Source organism: Cryptosporangium phraense, assembly GCF_006912135.1.
Lineage (GTDB): Bacteria > Actinomycetota > Actinomycetes > Mycobacteriales > Cryptosporangiaceae > Cryptosporangium > Cryptosporangium phraense.
The window spans coordinates 1-14935 of the sequence record NZ_VIRS01000003.1 but is presented as its reverse complement, the minus strand read 5'-3'; the positions used below and the strand labels follow the sequence as shown (position 1 = coordinate 14935).

Annotated in this window: 17 protein-coding genes; 5 read left to right on the top strand and 12 right to left on the bottom strand. The window is 71.8% G+C overall.

The window, feature by feature from the left end; genetic code table 11:
- Positions 1 to 123: 123 nt before the first annotated feature.
- Together FL583_RS04725 and FL583_RS04720 are read right to left on the bottom strand one after the other, a co-directional pair.
- Positions 124 to 585 carry an Lrp/AsnC family transcriptional regulator gene (locus tag FL583_RS04725; protein WP_142703236.1) on the bottom strand — a complete coding sequence of 154 codons (462 nt, stop codon included), beginning with the start codon at positions 583 to 585 and terminating at the stop codon, positions 124 to 126.
- 71 nt (positions 586 to 656) lie between these two features.
- Entirely contained in the window at positions 657 to 1256 is a 600-nt protein-coding gene (locus tag FL583_RS04720; protein ID WP_142703235.1) for a TetR/AcrR family transcriptional regulator, read from the bottom strand.
- A 76-nt stretch (positions 1257 to 1332) separates the two neighbouring features.
- On the opposite strand from FL583_RS04720, the gene FL583_RS04715 reads away from it, so the two are divergent.
- Both FL583_RS04715 and FL583_RS04710 read left to right on the top strand, forming a co-directional pair.
- Positions 1333 to 2298, top strand: coding sequence for a quinone oxidoreductase family protein (locus FL583_RS04715; RefSeq protein WP_142703234.1), 966 nt, complete (start codon positions 1333 to 1335; stop codon positions 2296 to 2298).
- Positions 2299 to 2327: 29 nt separating this feature from the next.
- Entirely contained in the window at positions 2328 to 3296 is a 969-nt protein-coding gene (locus FL583_RS04710) for an SMP-30/gluconolactonase/LRE family protein (RefSeq protein WP_142703233.1), read from the top strand.
- A gap of 59 nt (positions 3297 to 3355) precedes the next feature.
- On the opposite strand, the gene FL583_RS04705 is transcribed toward FL583_RS04710, so the two are convergent.
- The 4 genes from FL583_RS04705 to FL583_RS04690 form a co-directional block, all read right to left on the bottom strand.
- A complete protein-coding gene (locus tag FL583_RS04705) occupies positions 3356 to 4126 on the bottom strand; it encodes an enoyl-CoA hydratase (RefSeq protein WP_142703232.1) in 771 nt (256 codons plus the stop codon).
- Positions 4127 to 4202: 76 nt separating this feature from the next.
- Positions 4203 to 5189, bottom strand: coding sequence for an NAD(P)H-dependent flavin oxidoreductase (locus FL583_RS04700; protein ID WP_142703231.1), 987 nt, complete (start codon positions 5187 to 5189; stop codon positions 4203 to 4205).
- A gap of 2 nt (positions 5190 to 5191) precedes the next feature.
- On the bottom strand, positions 5192 to 6358 hold the full coding sequence (locus tag FL583_RS04695; protein WP_142703230.1) for a thiolase family protein: 1167 nt from the start codon (positions 6356 to 6358) through the stop codon (positions 5192 to 5194).
- Between the two features lie 88 nt (positions 6359 to 6446).
- Complete coding sequence (locus FL583_RS04690) at positions 6447 to 7070, bottom strand: TetR/AcrR family transcriptional regulator (protein ID WP_205751850.1); 624 nt, start codon at positions 7068 to 7070, stop codon at positions 6447 to 6449.
- A gap of 49 nt (positions 7071 to 7119) precedes the next feature.
- On the opposite strand from FL583_RS04690, the gene htpG reads away from it, so the two are divergent.
- The gene (gene htpG, locus FL583_RS04685; RefSeq protein ID WP_142703228.1) at positions 7120 to 8964 is read left to right on the top strand and encodes a molecular chaperone HtpG; all 1845 of its coding nucleotides are present in this window, start codon (positions 7120 to 7122) and stop codon (positions 8962 to 8964) included.
- On the opposite strand, the gene FL583_RS04680 is transcribed toward htpG, so the two are convergent.
- Positions 8947 to 9336, bottom strand: coding sequence for a DnaJ family domain-containing protein (locus tag FL583_RS04680; protein ID WP_142703227.1), 390 nt, complete (start codon positions 9334 to 9336; stop codon positions 8947 to 8949). The genes htpG and FL583_RS04680 overlap by 18 nt on opposite strands.
- A gap of 24 nt (positions 9337 to 9360) precedes the next feature.
- Positions 9361 to 10071 (bottom strand): hypothetical protein, encoded by a 711-nt coding sequence (locus tag FL583_RS04675; protein WP_142703226.1) that lies wholly within the window; start codon positions 10069 to 10071, stop codon positions 9361 to 9363.
- 81 nt (positions 10072 to 10152) lie between these two features.
- Here FL583_RS04675 and FL583_RS04670 point away from each other — a divergent pair, with 81 nt between their 5' ends.
- Both FL583_RS04670 and FL583_RS04665 read left to right on the top strand, forming a co-directional pair.
- The gene (locus tag FL583_RS04670; RefSeq protein WP_142703225.1) at positions 10153 to 10656 is read left to right on the top strand and encodes a mycothiol transferase; all 504 of its coding nucleotides are present in this window, start codon (positions 10153 to 10155) and stop codon (positions 10654 to 10656) included.
- Positions 10657 to 10661: 5 nt separating this feature from the next.
- A complete protein-coding gene (locus FL583_RS04665) occupies positions 10662 to 11006 on the top strand; it encodes a TraR/DksA family transcriptional regulator (RefSeq protein WP_142703224.1) in 345 nt (114 codons plus the stop codon).
- Here FL583_RS04665 and FL583_RS04660 read toward each other — a convergent pair.
- From FL583_RS04660 to FL583_RS04645, 4 genes are all read right to left on the bottom strand, one after another.
- Positions 10907 to 11311 carry a hypothetical protein gene (locus FL583_RS04660; RefSeq protein WP_142703223.1) on the bottom strand — a complete coding sequence of 135 codons (405 nt, stop codon included), beginning with the start codon at positions 11309 to 11311 and terminating at the stop codon, positions 10907 to 10909. The genes FL583_RS04665 and FL583_RS04660 overlap by 100 nt on opposite strands.
- Before the next feature lie 76 nt (positions 11312 to 11387).
- A complete protein-coding gene (gene gcl / locus FL583_RS04655; protein WP_142703222.1) occupies positions 11388 to 13085 on the bottom strand; it encodes a glyoxylate carboligase in 1698 nt (565 codons plus the stop codon).
- Positions 13086 to 13961, bottom strand: coding sequence for a 2-hydroxy-3-oxopropionate reductase (locus FL583_RS04650; RefSeq protein WP_142703221.1), 876 nt, complete (start codon positions 13959 to 13961; stop codon positions 13086 to 13088).
- Entirely contained in the window at positions 13958 to 14770 is an 813-nt protein-coding gene (locus FL583_RS04645) for a hydroxypyruvate isomerase family protein (protein ID WP_142703220.1), read from the bottom strand. Before FL583_RS04645 ends, FL583_RS04650 begins: the two co-directional genes overlap by 4 nt.
- Between the last annotated feature and the right edge of the window lie 165 nt (positions 14771 to 14935).

Below are 14935 nucleotides of genomic sequence, written 5' to 3'. Positions count from 1 at the left end.
TCTTTACGGTTTCACAATGTTTCTCCCGCAATATTTCCTGTAGTCCGCATGCTCGCCGCATACTTTCCGGCGCGCGAAGCGCGCCGGGTTCTGACCTGGAGCCCGCCCAGGGTGGCGCGGCTGTCAGCGTCGTTCTGGGCGGGCCGCCCTCTCGAAGAACGTTTGTAGGACGACGGTGGTGCGGGTGCGGACGTTGGCGACCTGGCGGATCTCGGTGAGGAGGTCGTCGAGGGCGCGCGGGGACGGGACCCGGACGAGCAGGAGGTAGCTCTCCTCGCCGGCGACCGAGTAGCAGGCCTCGACCGCGTCGAGCTCGGCCAGCCGGGCCGGGGCGTCGTCGGGCTGCGCCGGGTCGAGCGGAGTGATCGCGACGAACGCGGCGAGCGGCAGGCCGAGCGCCTCTGGATCGACGTCGGCCGCGTAGCCGCGGATGACCCCGCGCTGCTCCAGGCGCCGGACCCGGGCCTGAGTGGCCGAGACCGACAGTCCGGCCGCGGCGGCCAGCGTCGAGAGCGTGGCGCGGCCGTCGGCGGCCAGCTGCGCGACGAGCGTGCGGTCGACGTCATCTTCGAGTGGCGAGGTCACCCCCCGGTCATATCACCAGCAGCGCCGGCCAACCGCGGGCCGACGCCTCCGCGCGGCCTCCGGCCGGCCGGTCAGTGGCCGGCGAGCGCACCGCGGGCCAGCGCCCGCAGGCCGGCCTTGACGTCGCCGGCCCGGTCGGCCTCGAGAAGGTCGAGCACCGCGCCGCTGCGCAACGGGGCCAGCAGCAGGTGCGCCACCGTCCCGGCATTGGCACCCGCCGTCGGCTGGCCGGCTGCGGTCAGCAGCTCGGCCACGTGACCGTGCCAGAACACGTAGACGGGGTGCTCGGCCAGCGTCGCCTCGTCGTGCGGGGCCACCGCCTCGGCGTGACCGAGCGCCGCCAGCAGGTTCTTGTTGCGCGCGACCACGTCTACCACCGCGTCCAGAAAGGCCTCGAGACGGTCGGCCGGCGGCGCGCCGGGGCCCAGCGGCGGCGGGCCGCCGTCGACGGCCTCCCGGAGCGCGAGCGCGCGCTCCTGCATGAGCGCGACCATCAGCCCCATCCGGCTGCCGAACCGGTGGAACACCGTGCCCTTCCCGACCCCGGCCTCGGCCGCGACGAGCTCCATCGAGATCGCCTCCGGCCGCTGACGGGCGAGCAGCGACTCGGTCGCGCGCAGGATCGCGACCCGGTTCCGAGCCGCGTCGGCCCGTTCACGACGAGGTGGCATCGACTCCCCTTTTAAATGGACCGCCGGTCCACTACGGTCGAGGTTGACCGCTGGTCCACTTTAACGGGAGGCTCCGATGCGCCGTGTCCACTACACCGAGTACGGCGGGCCCGAGGTACTGACACTCGAGGACGCGCCGGTCCCCGAGCCCGGTGCGGGCCAGGTCCGGATCCGGGCCGAGGCGATCGGCGCCAACTTCGTCGACACGCGCTTCCGGCGGGGACCGAGCAGCGGCGCGCTGTTCGCCCGGCCGCTGCCCGGCTCCCCCGGCGGCGACGTCGTCGGCGTCGTCGACGCGGTCGGGCCGGACGTCGACGAGGGGCTGCGCGGACGCCGGGTCGCGGCGCTGGTGGCCGAGGGCGCGTTCGCGGACTACAGCGTCGCGGACGCCGCCTGGCTCGTCCCGGTGCCCGACGAGCTCGACGACGGGGCGGCGAGCATGCTGCCGACGTCGGCCCCGGTGGCACTGGGCCTGCTACGGACCGGCCGGCTGGCGCCCGGAGAGACCGTGCTCGTGCACGCGGCGGCCGGCGGCATCGGCCATCTGATCGTGCAGCTGGCGCGGCTGCTGGGCGCCGGATCCGTGATCGCCACCGCGAGCTCACCGGCCAAACTCGACTTCGCCCGCGAGTGGGGCGCCGACGTGGCGATCGACCACACCGACCCGGCCTGGTTCGAGAAGGTCACGCCCGGCGTCGACCTCGTCCTCGACGCCAACGGCGGGGACGTCCTGCGGCGGAGCCTGGAGCTGCTCGCGCCGACCGGCCGGGCCGTCGTGTACGGGGCGGCCGGCGGCGAGCTGGTCGAGATTCCGGTGACCAGCCTGTTCCCGCTCCGATCGGTGCTCGCCTACTCGATCCTGGGCCGCCGGGCCGCGGCTCCGGACGTCGTCCGGGACGAGCTGGCCGAACTCGCCGGCATGCTCGCCGACGGGCGCCTGCGGACGCACGTCCACGCCCGCCTCCCGCTGGCCGAAGCGGTGGAGGCGCATCGGATCCTCGACGCCCGGGCACAGCACGGACGCGTGCTTCTCACGCTGTGAACTACACAATGCTGTAGTAGCTTCGCGTCATGGATGCCCACACGGTCAGGAAGTCCACCGCGCGCGTCGCCCTCGCCGCCGCGCTACTCACCGGCGTATCGGCCACCACGTTCATCAGCCCCGCGGCCGCGGCCGCGCCGACCACCCGCGCCGCCCAGACGACGTACCCGCTGCCCGACGGCTTCCGGCCCGAGGGCATCGCGATCGGCCGTCAGCCGGTCGCCTACTTCGGCTCGCTCGCCGACGGCGACATCCTCCGGGTCGACCTGAAGTCGGGGAAGTCGACGGTCGTCGCGCAGGGTCCCGGCACCCCGTCGGTCGGCCTGAAGCTCGACGACCGCGGGCGACTGTTCGTCGCGGGCGGCGCGGCCGGCAACGGCCGGATCGTCGACGTGCACAGCGGCAAGACGCTGGCCGCCTTCACGTTCACGAAGGAGACCGACACGTTCGTCAACGACGTCGTGCTCACCCGGTCGGCCGCGTACTTCACCGACTCCCGGCAACAGCAGCTCTACCGGGTGGACCTGTCGACGAAGAACCCCGGCCAGAAGGACGTCACGACGATCCCGCTGACCGGCGACATCGTCTACACGGCGGAGGGCAACAACGCCAACGGCATCGCCCGGACGCCGGACGGCACCGGTCTGATCATCGTCCAGTCGACGACCGGCAAGCTGTTCCGCGTCGACCCGGCCTCCGGCGTGAGCAAGGAAATCCGCGTCACCAAGGACGGGCAGCCCTACCTGGCCACCAACGGCGACGGGCTGCTCCGGATCGGACAGACGCTGTTCGTCGTCCAGAACCGGATGAACCTGATCGCGGCGCTCGACCTGCACCGGGACTCCGCGACCGTGACGGCGCTCATCACCGACCCCCGGTTCGACGTCCCGACGACGCTCGCCGTCTACCGCGACCGCCTCTACACGCCGAACGCGCGCTTCACGACCACGCCGACGCCCGCCACCCCCTACACCGCGGTCAGCATCCCGCTCCCGTAGCCCGTACCCGGCCGGGCCGCCTCCCGCGGCCCGGCCCGGCCCGCGGCCGGGAGCCTGCCTCAGGCTCCGGTGAACTTCGGCGGACGCTTCTCCGCGAAGGCCACCACGGCCTCGGCCAGGTCGTCGGTCTGCAGCAGCCGCCCCTGGTTCTCGAGCTCGCGCCCCAGCGCCGGCTCGAGCGCGCCGAGCGTCGACTCGTTGATCGCCCGCTTCGTGGCGGCCAGCGCCAGCGGCGCGCCGGTCGCGAGCCGCTCGGTCAGCGCCTTGAGCGACGAGTCGAGCTCGTCCGCCTCGACCACGCGATAGATCAGCCCCCAGGCCAGCGCCTCGGCGGCCCGGATCCGCTCCGGGACCAGCGCCATCGCCATCGCCCTGGCCCGCCCGATCGACGTCGGCACCAGCGCGGTCGCCCCGCCGTCGGGCATCAGGCCGATGCTGGTGAACGACAGCAGGAAGTACGCGTCCGACGAGGCCAGCACCAGATCGCAGGCCAGCGCCAGCGAACACCCGACGCCCACGGCCGGCCCGTGCACGGCCGCGACCGTCGGCTGGCGCGCGTCACGCAGGGCCCGGACGACCCGGTTGGCGGCCAGGATCGTGTCGGTACCCGGCCGCCCGTTCGTCGCGCCTTCCTTGAGGTCGGCGCCGGAGCTGAACGCCCGGCCGTTCCCGGCCAGCACGATGACCCGCACGTCCGCGTCGGCGGCCGCCTCCTCGAGCAGGTCGGCGAGGTCGTCGAGCACCGCGGTCGTGACCGAGTTCAGCCGCTCCGGCCGGTTGAGCCTGATCGTCAGCACCGCGCCGTCGCGGTCGACCTCGATGTCGGTCATGACAGCACCTCGCTACGCTCGGCGCCGCCATGACCGACGGTCCGCTCTGCTAGCTGAACCTCGCGCAGACGCTCGGTCATGACACCTCCACTGGAGCGAGCAGGCCGGTCAGCCGACCGCGGATGATCGAGGCCGCCTCGTCGACGATCCGCCGCACCAGGTCCCCCGCCGTCGGGATGTCATGGATGATGCCCTGCACCAGGCCGACGGACCAGATCCCGGCCTCGACGTCACCGTTCTCGTAGACCAGCCGGCCCCGGGCCCCGGCCACCAATTCCCGGACGTCCGCGAACTCACCGCCAGCAGCGAGGATCCGCACGACCTCGGTCGACACCGAGTTCTTGGCCACCCGGGCGGTGTTCCGGAGCGGACGGAAGATCAGCTCGGTGTCGCGCTCGTCGGCGTCCACGATCGCCTGTTTGACCGCCGGCGCGATCGGCGATTCGACCGTGCACATGAACCGGCTGCCCATGTTGATGCCGTCGGCGCCCAGGGCCAGCGCGGCGACCAGCCCCCGGGCGTCGCCGAACCCGCCCGACGCGATGAACGGAATCGACAGCGCATCGGCGGCCGCCGGAATCAGCACCAGCCCCGGGACGTCGTCCTCGCCGGGGTGACCGGCGCACTCGAACCCGTCGATCGAGACCGCGTCCACGCCGATCCGCTGCGCCTTCAGCGCGTGCCGCACGCTGGTGCACTTGTGGATGACCTTGACGCCGTGTTCCTTGAACAGCCCCATGTGCGGCTCGGGATTCGACCCGGCCGTCTCCACGATCCGGATGCCGGCGTCCACGATCGCCCGCCGGTACTCGTCGTACGGCGGCGGGTTGATCGTCGGCAGGATCGTGAGGTTCACGCCGAACGGCTTGTCGGTCAGCGTCCGGGCCTTCTCGATCTCGCGGACGAGGTCGGCCGGCGTCGGCTGGGTCAGCGCCGTGATGAGTCCGAGGCCGCCGGCCTCGGAGACGGCCGCGGCCAGCTCGGCCCGGCCGACCCACTGCATGCCCCCTTGGACGATCGGGTGCTCGACGCCGAACGTCTCGGTGAATCGGGTCCGCAGCACGCTCAGAGCCGCTCGACGATCGTCGCGTTGGCCATGCCGCCGCCCTCGCACATCGTCTGCAGCCCGTACCGGCCGCCGGTGTCCTCGAGGTGGTTCACCAGCGTCGTGAGCAGCCGCGTCCCGGACGAGCCGAGCGCGTGGCCGAGCGCGATCGCGCCACCGCGCGGGTTGAGCTTGGCCGGGTCGGCGCCCAGTTCGTGGGCCCAGGCCAGCGGCACCGGCGCGAACGCCTCGTTCACCTCGTAGGCGTCGATGTCGTCGATGCTCAGGGACGCCTTGGCCAGCACCTTGCGCGTCGCCGGGATCGGACCGGTCAGCATCAGCAGCGGGTCGTCGCCGACGACCGCGAACGAGTGGAAGCGGGCCCGCGGCCGCAGGCCGAGCGCGGCGGCCTTCTCGGCCGAGACGATCAGCACCGCCGAGGCGCCGTCGGTCAGCGGCGACGAGTTGCCGGGCGTGATCGACCAGGTGACCTGCGGGAATCGCTCCGCGTAGGCCTCGGCGTAGAAGCTCGGCTTGAGCCCGGCGAGCTTTTCCGCGGTGGTGCCGGCCCGGACCGTCTCGTCGATCGTCACGTCGCCGACCGGGATGATCTCGCGGTCGAACGCCCCGGTCTTGATCGCCTCGGCCGCGCGGGCGTGCGAGGTCGCCGCGTACTCGTCCAGCTGCTCCCGGCTGAACTTCCACTTCGCCGCGATCAGCTCGGCCGACACGCCCTGGTTCACCAGGCCCTCCGGGTAGCGCGCGGCGAATTTCGGCCCGAACGGGTTCTGGCCGATCGCCGACGTGCCCATCGGCACCCGGCTCATCGACTCGACGCCGCAGGCGATCACCACGTCGTACGCGCCGGCGATCACGCCCTGCGCGGCGAAGTGCGCGGCCTGCTGGCTGGAGCCGCACTGCCGGTCGACGGTGGTGGCCGGAATCGACTCCGGCAGACCGGCCGCGAGCACGGCGTTGCGGGTGATGTTCACGGCCTGCTCGCCGGCCTGGCCGACGCAGCCGCCGATGACGTCGTCGATCTGGGCCGGGTCGATCCCGGTGCGCTCGACCAGTGCGGACAGCGCACCGGCGAGCAGGTCGACCGGGTGGATGCCGGAGAGCGCGCCGCCCGGCTTGCCCTTCCCGGCCGGAGTACGGATGGCTTCCACGATGACCGCGTCACGCACAGCTGCCTCCTCGGCTATCCCGTCGTCGGGCATCTCCGAGTCTCGTCGGCTCCGGAAGAAACAGTCAAGGCCGACCGGAAATTGGCGCTCACTTCGTGAGCAGGATCTCCTTGGCCAACTGCTTCCACCCGCGCAGGCTCGGCTCGGTCGTCGGGTCCCGCTCGTCGAACGCGTAGGCCAGTGCGACGCCTCGCATGCTGGTGAACAACGTGTTCCGGACGACGGGGTAGAGCGGGTGCGCGGCCAGCTCGGGCCCGAACATCCCGTCGAGCGAGGCCCAGATCTCCCGTCCCAGCCGACGCTCGGCCGGCCGGATCACGTCGGCCAGCGCGGGCTCGGTGCGGGAGGCGACCCAGAGCTCGGTCGCGGCCCAGAACTGGGGCTCGTTGAACGACCTCCACAGCCCCTCGACGACCGCGTCGATCCGTTCGGCCGGGTCGACCGGCAGCGCACGCTCGCCGCCCTGTTCGCGCCGGAGCGACAGCACGTGGTGGGCCGCGGCCACCAGCAGCTCCTCCTTGGACGGGAACTGGTGCAGCAGCCGACCCCTCGACACCCCGGCCTTGGCCTGGATCGCCAGCGTGTTGGCGCGGGCGTACCCGCCCTCGATCAGCAACTCGACCGCTGCGTCGAGGATGCGCAGGCGGGTCTCCTGGCTGCGCTCGGCCTGCGGCCGACGCGCGGCGGTATTGGCCTCGGGCGAGCTCGACATGCGGTCGAGCATACGAGCCGACGCGGGCGTCCTAGGATTTCGGCGGACGATGACGAGAAAGGGACGTGCAGTGACCGAGACGCTGGAGTTCCAGGCCGAGACCCGGCAGCTCATGCAGCTGATGATCCATTCGATCTATTCGAACAAGGACATCTTCCTGCGCGAGCTGATCTCGAACGCCTCCGACGCCCTGGACAAGCTCCGGATCGAGAGCCTGGTCGATTCCGACCTCGACGTCGATCGCTCCGATCTGCACGTCGAGCTGGCCTCCGACCGGGACGCCCGCACGCTCACCGTGCGCGACAACGGGATCGGGATGACCCGCGACGAGGTCGTCTCGCTGATCGGCACGATCGCGAAGTCGGGCACGGCCGAGATGCTCCGCCGGCTCCGCGAGACCGAGCAGAGCGCCGAGCTCATCGGTCAGTTCGGCGTCGGGTTCTACTCCGCGTTCATGGTGGCCGACCGGGTCACGCTGGTGACCCGCAAGGCCGGCGAGGCCACCGGCACCCGGTGGGAGTCCACCGGCGAAGGCACGTACACGATCGACGAGGTGGACGACGCCGGGCAGGGCACCACCGTGACGCTGGAGCTGAAGCCGGCGGACGACGACGACCAGCTGTACGACTACTCCGACCCGGCCGTGCTGCGCAGCATCGTCAAGAAGTACTCGGACTTCATCGCCTGGCCCATCCGGCTGGCCGGCGCCGAGGAGCCGGTGAACTCGATGAAGGCGCTCTGGGCCCGGCCCCGGAGCGAGGTCACCGACGAGGAGTACAACGAGTTCTACAAGCACGTCGCGCACGACTGGACCGACCCGCTCGAGGTCGTGCACATGAAGGCCGAGGGCTCGTTCGAGTACGAGGCGCTGCTGTTCGTCCCGGCCCGGGCCCCGTTCGACCTGTTCACCCGGGACGCGCCCCGGGGCGTCCAGCTCTACGTCAAGCGCGTGTTCATCATGGCCGACGCCGAGGCGCTGATCCCGCGGTACCTGCGGTTCGTCAAGGGCGTCGTCGACGCGGCCGACCTGTCGCTGAACGTGTCCCGGGAGATCCTGCAGCAGGACCGGCAGATCCAGGCCGTCCGCCGGCGCCTGGTCAAGAAGGTCCTGGGCACGCTGCGCGAGCTCTCCCCGGAGAAGTACCAGACGTTCTGGGCCGAGTTCGGGCGCGCGTTCAAGGAGGGCCTGATCGAGGACCCGGCGAACCGGGACGCGATCCTCGACCTGCTGTCGTTCTCCTCGACCGCCGAGGAGGAGAAGCTCACGACGCTCCGGGAGTACGCCGACCGGCGGCCCGAGGGGCAGACCGAGATCTACTACCTGACCGGCGACTCCCGGGCCACGATCGAGAACTCGCCGCACCTGGAGGCGTTCCGGGCCAAGGGCTACGAGGTGCTGATCCTCACCGACCCGATCGACGAGGTCTGGGTCGACCAGGTCACCGAGTACGACGGGATCCCGCTCAAGTCGGTGGCCAAGGGCGCGGTGGACCTCGGTTCGGAGCCGGTGGAGCCGGGCGCGTTCGGCACGCTGCTGTCGTGGATGACCGAGACGCTGGCCGAGTCGGTCAAGGAGGTCCGGCTGTCGTCGCGGCTGGTCACCTCGCCGGCCTGCGTGGTCGGGGACGCCGACGACCTGACGCCCACGCTGGAGAAGATGTACCGGGCGATGGGCCAGCCGCTCCCGCCGATCAAGCGGATCCTGGAGCTCAACCCGGAACACCCGCTCGTCGTCGGACTTCGGGACGCGTACGGGAAGGACGCGGACGACCCGACGCTGCCGGAGACCGCCGAGCTCCTCTACGGGATGGCGCTGCTGGCCGAGGGCGGCGAGCTGGCCGACCCGGCCCGCTTCTCCCGGTTGCTCGCCGAGCGGCTAGCGAAGACGCTCTGACCAGCGGCGGACGACCCGGTCGATGTCGATCGGCATGAGGTTCAGCGGCGGTCCGACCGGAGCCACCCGGATCGCCGCGCGGATCTTCTTGTTGATCGGCTCGAGCAGGTCCCAGATCTGCTGCTCGGTGCGGGCCGCGTAGGCCGCGTCCAGCGCGTCCTCGACCTCCTTGCGCAGCGCCAGCGACGGCGGCACGACGCTCAGGTTCTCGCGCTTCATCTTCTGCTTGATCCACCAGAGCGGGTCGGGCGGGTCGTCGATGCCGGGGATCGGCTTGCCTTCGCCCGGCAGGTTGTCGAATTCGCCCCGTTCGATCGCGGCACTGATCTGCCGCTCGACCCAGGACTCGATCGGGCCGGTCTGCTCCGCCATGCCTTCCAGTGTGCCCCGGGCGGATCAGGACCGGGTCAGCGTGAACGTGCTGCAGCCGGAGAACTCGACGGTGCCGGTGATCGTGGTCGCGGAGATGCTGGTCGAGGTCAGGTTGACCATCCCGTAGCCGTCGGGCTGGTTGATCCAGGCCGTGCCGATCAGCCGCATGGTGCCGCCGGTGACGTTTCCGGCCATCGAGTACGAGCCCGACGGGACGTCCGTGTTGGTGGACGTCGCGTAGAACTCGAACGTGGCCTCGAGCGCGCTGTCCTGGCCCTCGATCGTCAGCGTCAGGCCGGTCTCGCCCTGGTTGCAGGTGTAGGTGCCCTTCCACACGCCGGCCACCCCCTGCTGCGCGGCCGCGGACGGCGACGCCGAGGGGGCCGCCGGGGCGCTCGACGTCACGGCCCGCGGGGTCTCCGCGTCGGATTCGCTGGCCTGGCCGACGAAGTAGCCCGCGGTGAACGCGACCGCGGCCACCACGATCAGCGCCACGATGCCGCCGATGACCAGCGGTAACAAGCTGCGGCGTCCGGGTGGGGGCGGTAACGGCGCGCCATAGGAAGCGTCCGGATAGGGAGGGAAGCCCGACGGCGGGTACGCCGACGTGGTCGGCGCGCTCGACGGATAGCCGGAGACCGGCGGGGCCGGAACCCCGGACTGGGGGAAAGGCGGCGGGTAGGCCGCCGTACCGGACGGGTAGTACGGGTCGGCTCCTGAGGTCGGAGGCTGCACCGGGTCACTCCAGGTCCGGGGGCGTCTGCGCCGGGCAGCCTACCGTGTGAGGACAACGCGGATTGGGGAACACTGGGTCGCATGGACGTCAACGACCTGCTCATCGAGTTGTTCGACCGGATCCCCGACGAGGTGCGGGTGGCCGCCGAGGGCCTGACCCCCGAGCAGTTGCGCTGGGCGCCGGCCGAGGGGGCGAACTCGGTCGGGTGGCTGATCTGGCACCTGACCCGGGTGCAGGACCACCACGTGTCCGAGTTGCTCGACGCCGACCAGGTGTACCTGACCGGCGACTTCGCCGGGCGCTTCGGGCGCAAGGCCGACCCGTCGGACACCGGGTACGGCCACGGCCCGGCCGACATCGCCGCGGTCCGGCCGGAGAGCGCCCAGGCCCTGTTCGACTACTACGACGCGGTGCACGCCCGGACGCGCTCGTACGTGTCGGGCCTGACGGCGGCCGACCTCGACGCGGTCGTCGACGAGCGGTGGGACCCGCCGGTCACGCTCGGGGTGCGGCTGGTGTCGGTCGCCGACGACGACTCGCAGCACGCGGGCCAGGCCGCGTACGTCCGCGGTCTGCTGCCGTAGCCACCATGGACGACGACGTGCTCCGCGCGCTCACCGAGGAGCGCGCGGACACGGTCGCCCAGATCAGCGCGCTGACCCGGGATCTCGACGGGATCATCGAGGCGGCGGCGATGGTCGCGACCGACGACGAGCACGACCCCGAGGGCACGACGATCGCCTACGAGCGCGCGCACACCGCGTCGCTGCTGTCGGCCGCGGCGGGCCGGCTGGACGACCTCGACCGGGCGCTGGCCCGGCACGCGGCCGGCGACTACGGGCGCTGCGAGTCCTGCGGCGGCCCGATCGCCCCCGAACGCCTCGCCGCCCGCCCGTCGACGTCCACCTGCATCGCCTGCGCCGCGGCCCGCTGACGGCGCCCCAGCAGATACACCCCGTACAGGGTCAGAACCGCACCGACCCCCACGACCGGCCCGAACACCCGATGATTCGACGCCGCATTCTGCGCCGCGGTGATCCGCGTCACCACCCCGCCCTGCTCCAGCACGCACACCTCGTCGGCCCGCATCTCGTGCCCGTGGCACTCGTTGCCGGTCACCCCGAGGACGGCCACCACCAGCAGGAACACCCCGATCACGAGCGCGGTCAGGCCGCTCGCGATCGACCCCCGGGGCGCCCGGGGCCGGGCGACCTCCAACTGCTCCCACGTGTTCCGCACCGCGACAGCGTCGCAGGTCGGAGGCGTTGGCGGGCCCGGTTCGACAACCATCGGACATCCGGAGGACACCGGCTGGTCACGGCAGCGGCTCGAACTCCGTCACCGCGTCGATCGAGACCCCGTGCGGCGTGTTCGCCTCCCGCTCGATCAGCACCTCGACGAGCACCGGCCGGCTGGTGCGCGCGGCCTCCTTGCGGGCCCACTCGATCGCCTCGCGGATCTCCCCGGGCGCGCTCACCCGCCGGCCGGAGCACCCGTAGGCCTCCATGATCTTGACGTTGTCGGTGCCGACCGCGTCGTAGTGGATGTCGACCTCGTAGTTCATCCCGTACGGGAGCTCGGCCTGCCGGATCAGCCCGAGGTACTCGTTGTTGAGCATGATCAGCACGAAAGGCACGTCGTACTGGGCCGCGACGGCCAGCTCCTCGACCAGGAACTGGAACGAGTAGTCCCCGACGACCCCGACCACCTCGGCGTCCGGGGCGGCCTTCTTGACGCCGATCGCGGCCGGGATCTCCCAGCCCAGCGGCCCGGCCTGCCCGCACACCTGGTAGCGCCGGGGCCGGTGCACCTTCTGGTGCTGGCCGCCCCAGATCTGGTACAGCCCGATCGCGGTGACGAAGTACGTGTCCGGCCCGAACGCGTCGTTGATCTCCCGGTAGACCCGTGGGGCCTTCACCGGCACGTCGTCGAAGTCCTCCCGGCGGGTGAGCGTCCGGCGCAGGTGCTGGACGCGGGTGACCCAGCCGTTGGGTTGCCTTCTGGCTTTCCTGGTGTGCGCTGCGGCCAGCAGCGCCCGGAGGAACAGCTTGGCGTCCGACACGACGCCCAGGTCCGGGCCGAACACCTTGCCGAGCTGGGTCGGGTCCACGTCCACGTGGATGAAGACCCGGTCGCCGCGGTAGACGTCCAGCGTGCCGGTGTGCCGGTCGCCGAACCGCGCGCCAACCGCCAGCACCAGGTCGGACTCCAGGAACGACGCGTTCCCGTACCGCTGCGAGGTCTGGATCCCGGTCATTCCGGCGTGCAGGTCGTGGTCGTCGTCCAGCGCGCCCTTGCCCATCAGCGTCACCTGCACCGGCACCTGCAGGTACTCGGCCAGCTCGCGCAGGTCGTCGGCCGCGTCGGCCAGCACGACCCCGCCTCCGGCGAGGATCAGCGGCCGCTGCGCGGACAGCAGCAGGTCGAGCGCGCGCTCCACGCGCGGTCCGTGCGGGGCGACCGGCGTCACCGGCAGCGGCGCGTCGATCGTCGCGTCCCACTCGATGAGCTCTTTCTGGACGTCGAGAGGAAGGTCGACGAGCACCGGGCCGGGACGGCCCTCCCGCGCCAGTTGGAACGCGCGCCGGAAGATCCACGGGGCCTGGGCCGCCTCTTTGACCTGCACCGCCCACTTGGTGACCGGTTTCGCGATCTCGACGATGTCGACGGCCTGAAAGGCCTCCTGGTGCAATTTGGACGAGACGGCCTGGCCGGTGATGCACAGGATCGGGATCGAGTCGGCCTGGGCGGTGTAGAGGCCGGTGATCATGTTCGTGCCGGCCGGCCCGGAGGTGCCGATCGCGACGCCGACGTTGCCGGTCGTGCGCGACCAGCCGTCGGCCATGTGCGTGGCGCCCTCCTCGTGGCGGACGATCAGGTGCTCGATGCCGCCGTCGGCCTGCAAGGCGGCGTAGAGGGGCAGGATGGCGGCGCCGGGGCAGCCGAAGACGGTGCCGACGCCCTCGGACTTCAGCACCTCGACGACCGCCTGCATCGCGGGGATCTTCGGCATTTACCGCTCCTGCCCGGCGAGGGTCTCGGTGACCTTGAGCAGCGCGGAGTGGTCGAGCGAGCCGTAGCCCATCGCGCGGGTGGCCGCGACCAGCTGGGCGACCAGCCCGGTGACCGGGAGGGCCACGTCCGCGCGCCGGGCCGCGTCGAGGACGATCGCCAGGTCCTTGTGGTGCAGGTCGATGCGGAACCCGGGCGTGAACTCGCGGGCGATCATCGACTCGCGCTTGAGGTCGAGGATGCGGCTGGCGGCCAGGCCACCGGCCAGCACGTCGAGAGCTTTCCCGGCGTCGATGCTCGAGTTCTCGAGCAAGACGATCGCCTCGCTGACCAGCGCGTAGATGCCGGCCACGACGAGCTGGTTGGCGGCCTTCACGACCTGGCCCGCGCCGGGGCCGCCGACGTGCCGCGGGGTGCCCAGCACCTCGAGCACCGGCCGCGCGGCCGCGTAGTCGGTCTCGTCGCCGCCGGCCATGATCGAGAGCATGGCCTGCTGGGCGCCGGTCTGACCGCCGGAGACCGGGGCGTCGAGCGCGCCGAAGCCCTGGCCGGCGGCTTTCGCGGAGATCGCCACCGAGGTCTCGGGGCGGATCGTGCTCATGTCGACGAGCAGGGTTCCGGTGGCGGCGCTCTCGAAGACCCCGTTCTCGCCCAGCACCACTTCTTCGACCTGCGGGTGGTTCGGCAGCATCGTGATCACGACGTCGGCGTCCTTCACCGCCTCGGCCACCGTGCTCGCTCCGGCGCCGCCGTCGGCGACGAACGCCTCCACCGCCGGGGTGTGGACGTCGTAAGCGGTGACGGTGTGGCCGGCCTCGAGGAGGTGCCTGGACATCGGGGCGCCCATCACCCCTAAGCCGATGAACGCGATGCTCATGACGCGACCTCCTCGAGTCCGGAGAGCCAGCCGAAGCTGTCGGCGCTGGCGCCGGTCGGGACGTACTCGACGCCGACCCAGCCGCGGTAGCCGTTCGCGGCCAGGCGGCCGAGGTGATGCTGGATCCGGAGCGCGCCGGTGCCGGGCTGGTGCCGGCCCGGGGCGTCGGCGACCTGGACGTGCCCGATCCGGGACGTGTGCCGGGCGATGACCGCGTCCAGGTCGTCGCCGTTGACCGCGAGGTGGTAGAGGTCGGCGAGCAGCCGGATGTTGCTCCGGCCGGGGAGCCGGTCGATGACCTCGAGGACGTCCACCGCCGTGCGCAGCGGGTACCGCGGTGCGCCGGACAGCGGCTCGATCAGCACGTCGGCGTCGATGCGTGAGGCCGCGTGCGCGGCCAGCACCAGGGCTTCGGTCGCGACGTCGTCCTGCTCGGCCGGGTCGATGCCGTCGAGGCGGTTGCCGTAGAGCGCGTTGAACGCCCGGCAGCCGAGCTGGGCCCCGATGCCGACCGCGATGTTGACGCTGTCGAGGAACTCGCCGGTGCGGCCGGGCCAGGACATCACCCCGCGGTCGCCGGCGGGCATGTCGCCGGCGAAGAAGTTCAGCCCGACGAGCCGGACCCCGGCGTCGCTGATCGCCCGCACGAACCGGTCGACGTCCGCGTCGGACGGCACGGCCTCGGCGAACGGCCACCAGAACTCCACCGCGTCGAACCCGGCCCGGCGGGCGGCGTCGGGGCGTTCGAGCAGCGGCAGCTCGGTGAACAGGATCGAGAGATTGACGTCGTACCGCACGGGATCCGTCATGCATTGCATTCTGTATGCAGTATGGCGCCGCCGTCAACGGCCGGGGTTCTCGCCGCGCGGCGAACTCGGCAGCCGCCGGCGCGTGACCGCGGTGGCTCGCGGGATCTGACGAGTGCGGAGGAGGTGCCGGTTGCGGTGTGGCGGCCGGGGTGGCCGGCGCCACGC

What these genes read in the sequence shown, in the direction of transcription:
- FL583_RS04690 (WP_205751850.1), bottom strand. Translation starts at nt 7,070, where the DNA reads ATGTCGAGCTCGCCCGAGGCCAATACCGCCGCGCGTCGGCCGCAGGCC.
- FL583_RS04715 (WP_142703234.1), top strand. Translation starts at nt 1,333, where the DNA reads ATGCGCCGTGTCCACTACACCGAGTACGGCGGGCCCGAGGTACTGACA.
- htpG (WP_142703228.1), top strand. Translation starts at nt 7,120, where the DNA reads ATGACGAGAAAGGGACGTGCAGTGACCGAGACGCTGGAGTTCCAGGCC.
- FL583_RS04650 (WP_142703221.1), bottom strand. Translation starts at nt 13,961, where the DNA reads ATGAGCATCGCGTTCATCGGCTTAGGGGTGATGGGCGCCCCGATGTCC.
- FL583_RS04665 (WP_142703224.1), top strand. Translation starts at nt 10,662, where the DNA reads ATGGACGACGACGTGCTCCGCGCGCTCACCGAGGAGCGCGCGGACACG.
- FL583_RS04670 (WP_142703225.1), top strand. Translation starts at nt 10,153, where the DNA reads ATGGACGTCAACGACCTGCTCATCGAGTTGTTCGACCGGATCCCCGAC.
- FL583_RS04710 (WP_142703233.1), top strand. Translation starts at nt 2,328, where the DNA reads ATGGATGCCCACACGGTCAGGAAGTCCACCGCGCGCGTCGCCCTCGCC.
- FL583_RS04645 (WP_142703220.1), bottom strand. Translation starts at nt 14,770, where the DNA reads ATGACGGATCCCGTGCGGTACGACGTCAATCTCTCGATCCTGTTCACC.
- FL583_RS04705 (WP_142703232.1), bottom strand. Translation starts at nt 4,126, where the DNA reads ATGACCGACATCGAGGTCGACCGCGACGGCGCGGTGCTGACGATCAGG.
- FL583_RS04720 (WP_142703235.1), bottom strand. Translation starts at nt 1,256, where the DNA reads ATGCCACCTCGTCGTGAACGGGCCGACGCGGCTCGGAACCGGGTCGCG.
- FL583_RS04680 (WP_142703227.1), bottom strand. Translation starts at nt 9,336, where the DNA reads ATGGCGGAGCAGACCGGCCCGATCGAGTCCTGGGTCGAGCGGCAGATC.
- gcl (WP_142703222.1), bottom strand. Translation starts at nt 13,085, where the DNA reads ATGCCGAAGATCCCCGCGATGCAGGCGGTCGTCGAGGTGCTGAAGTCC.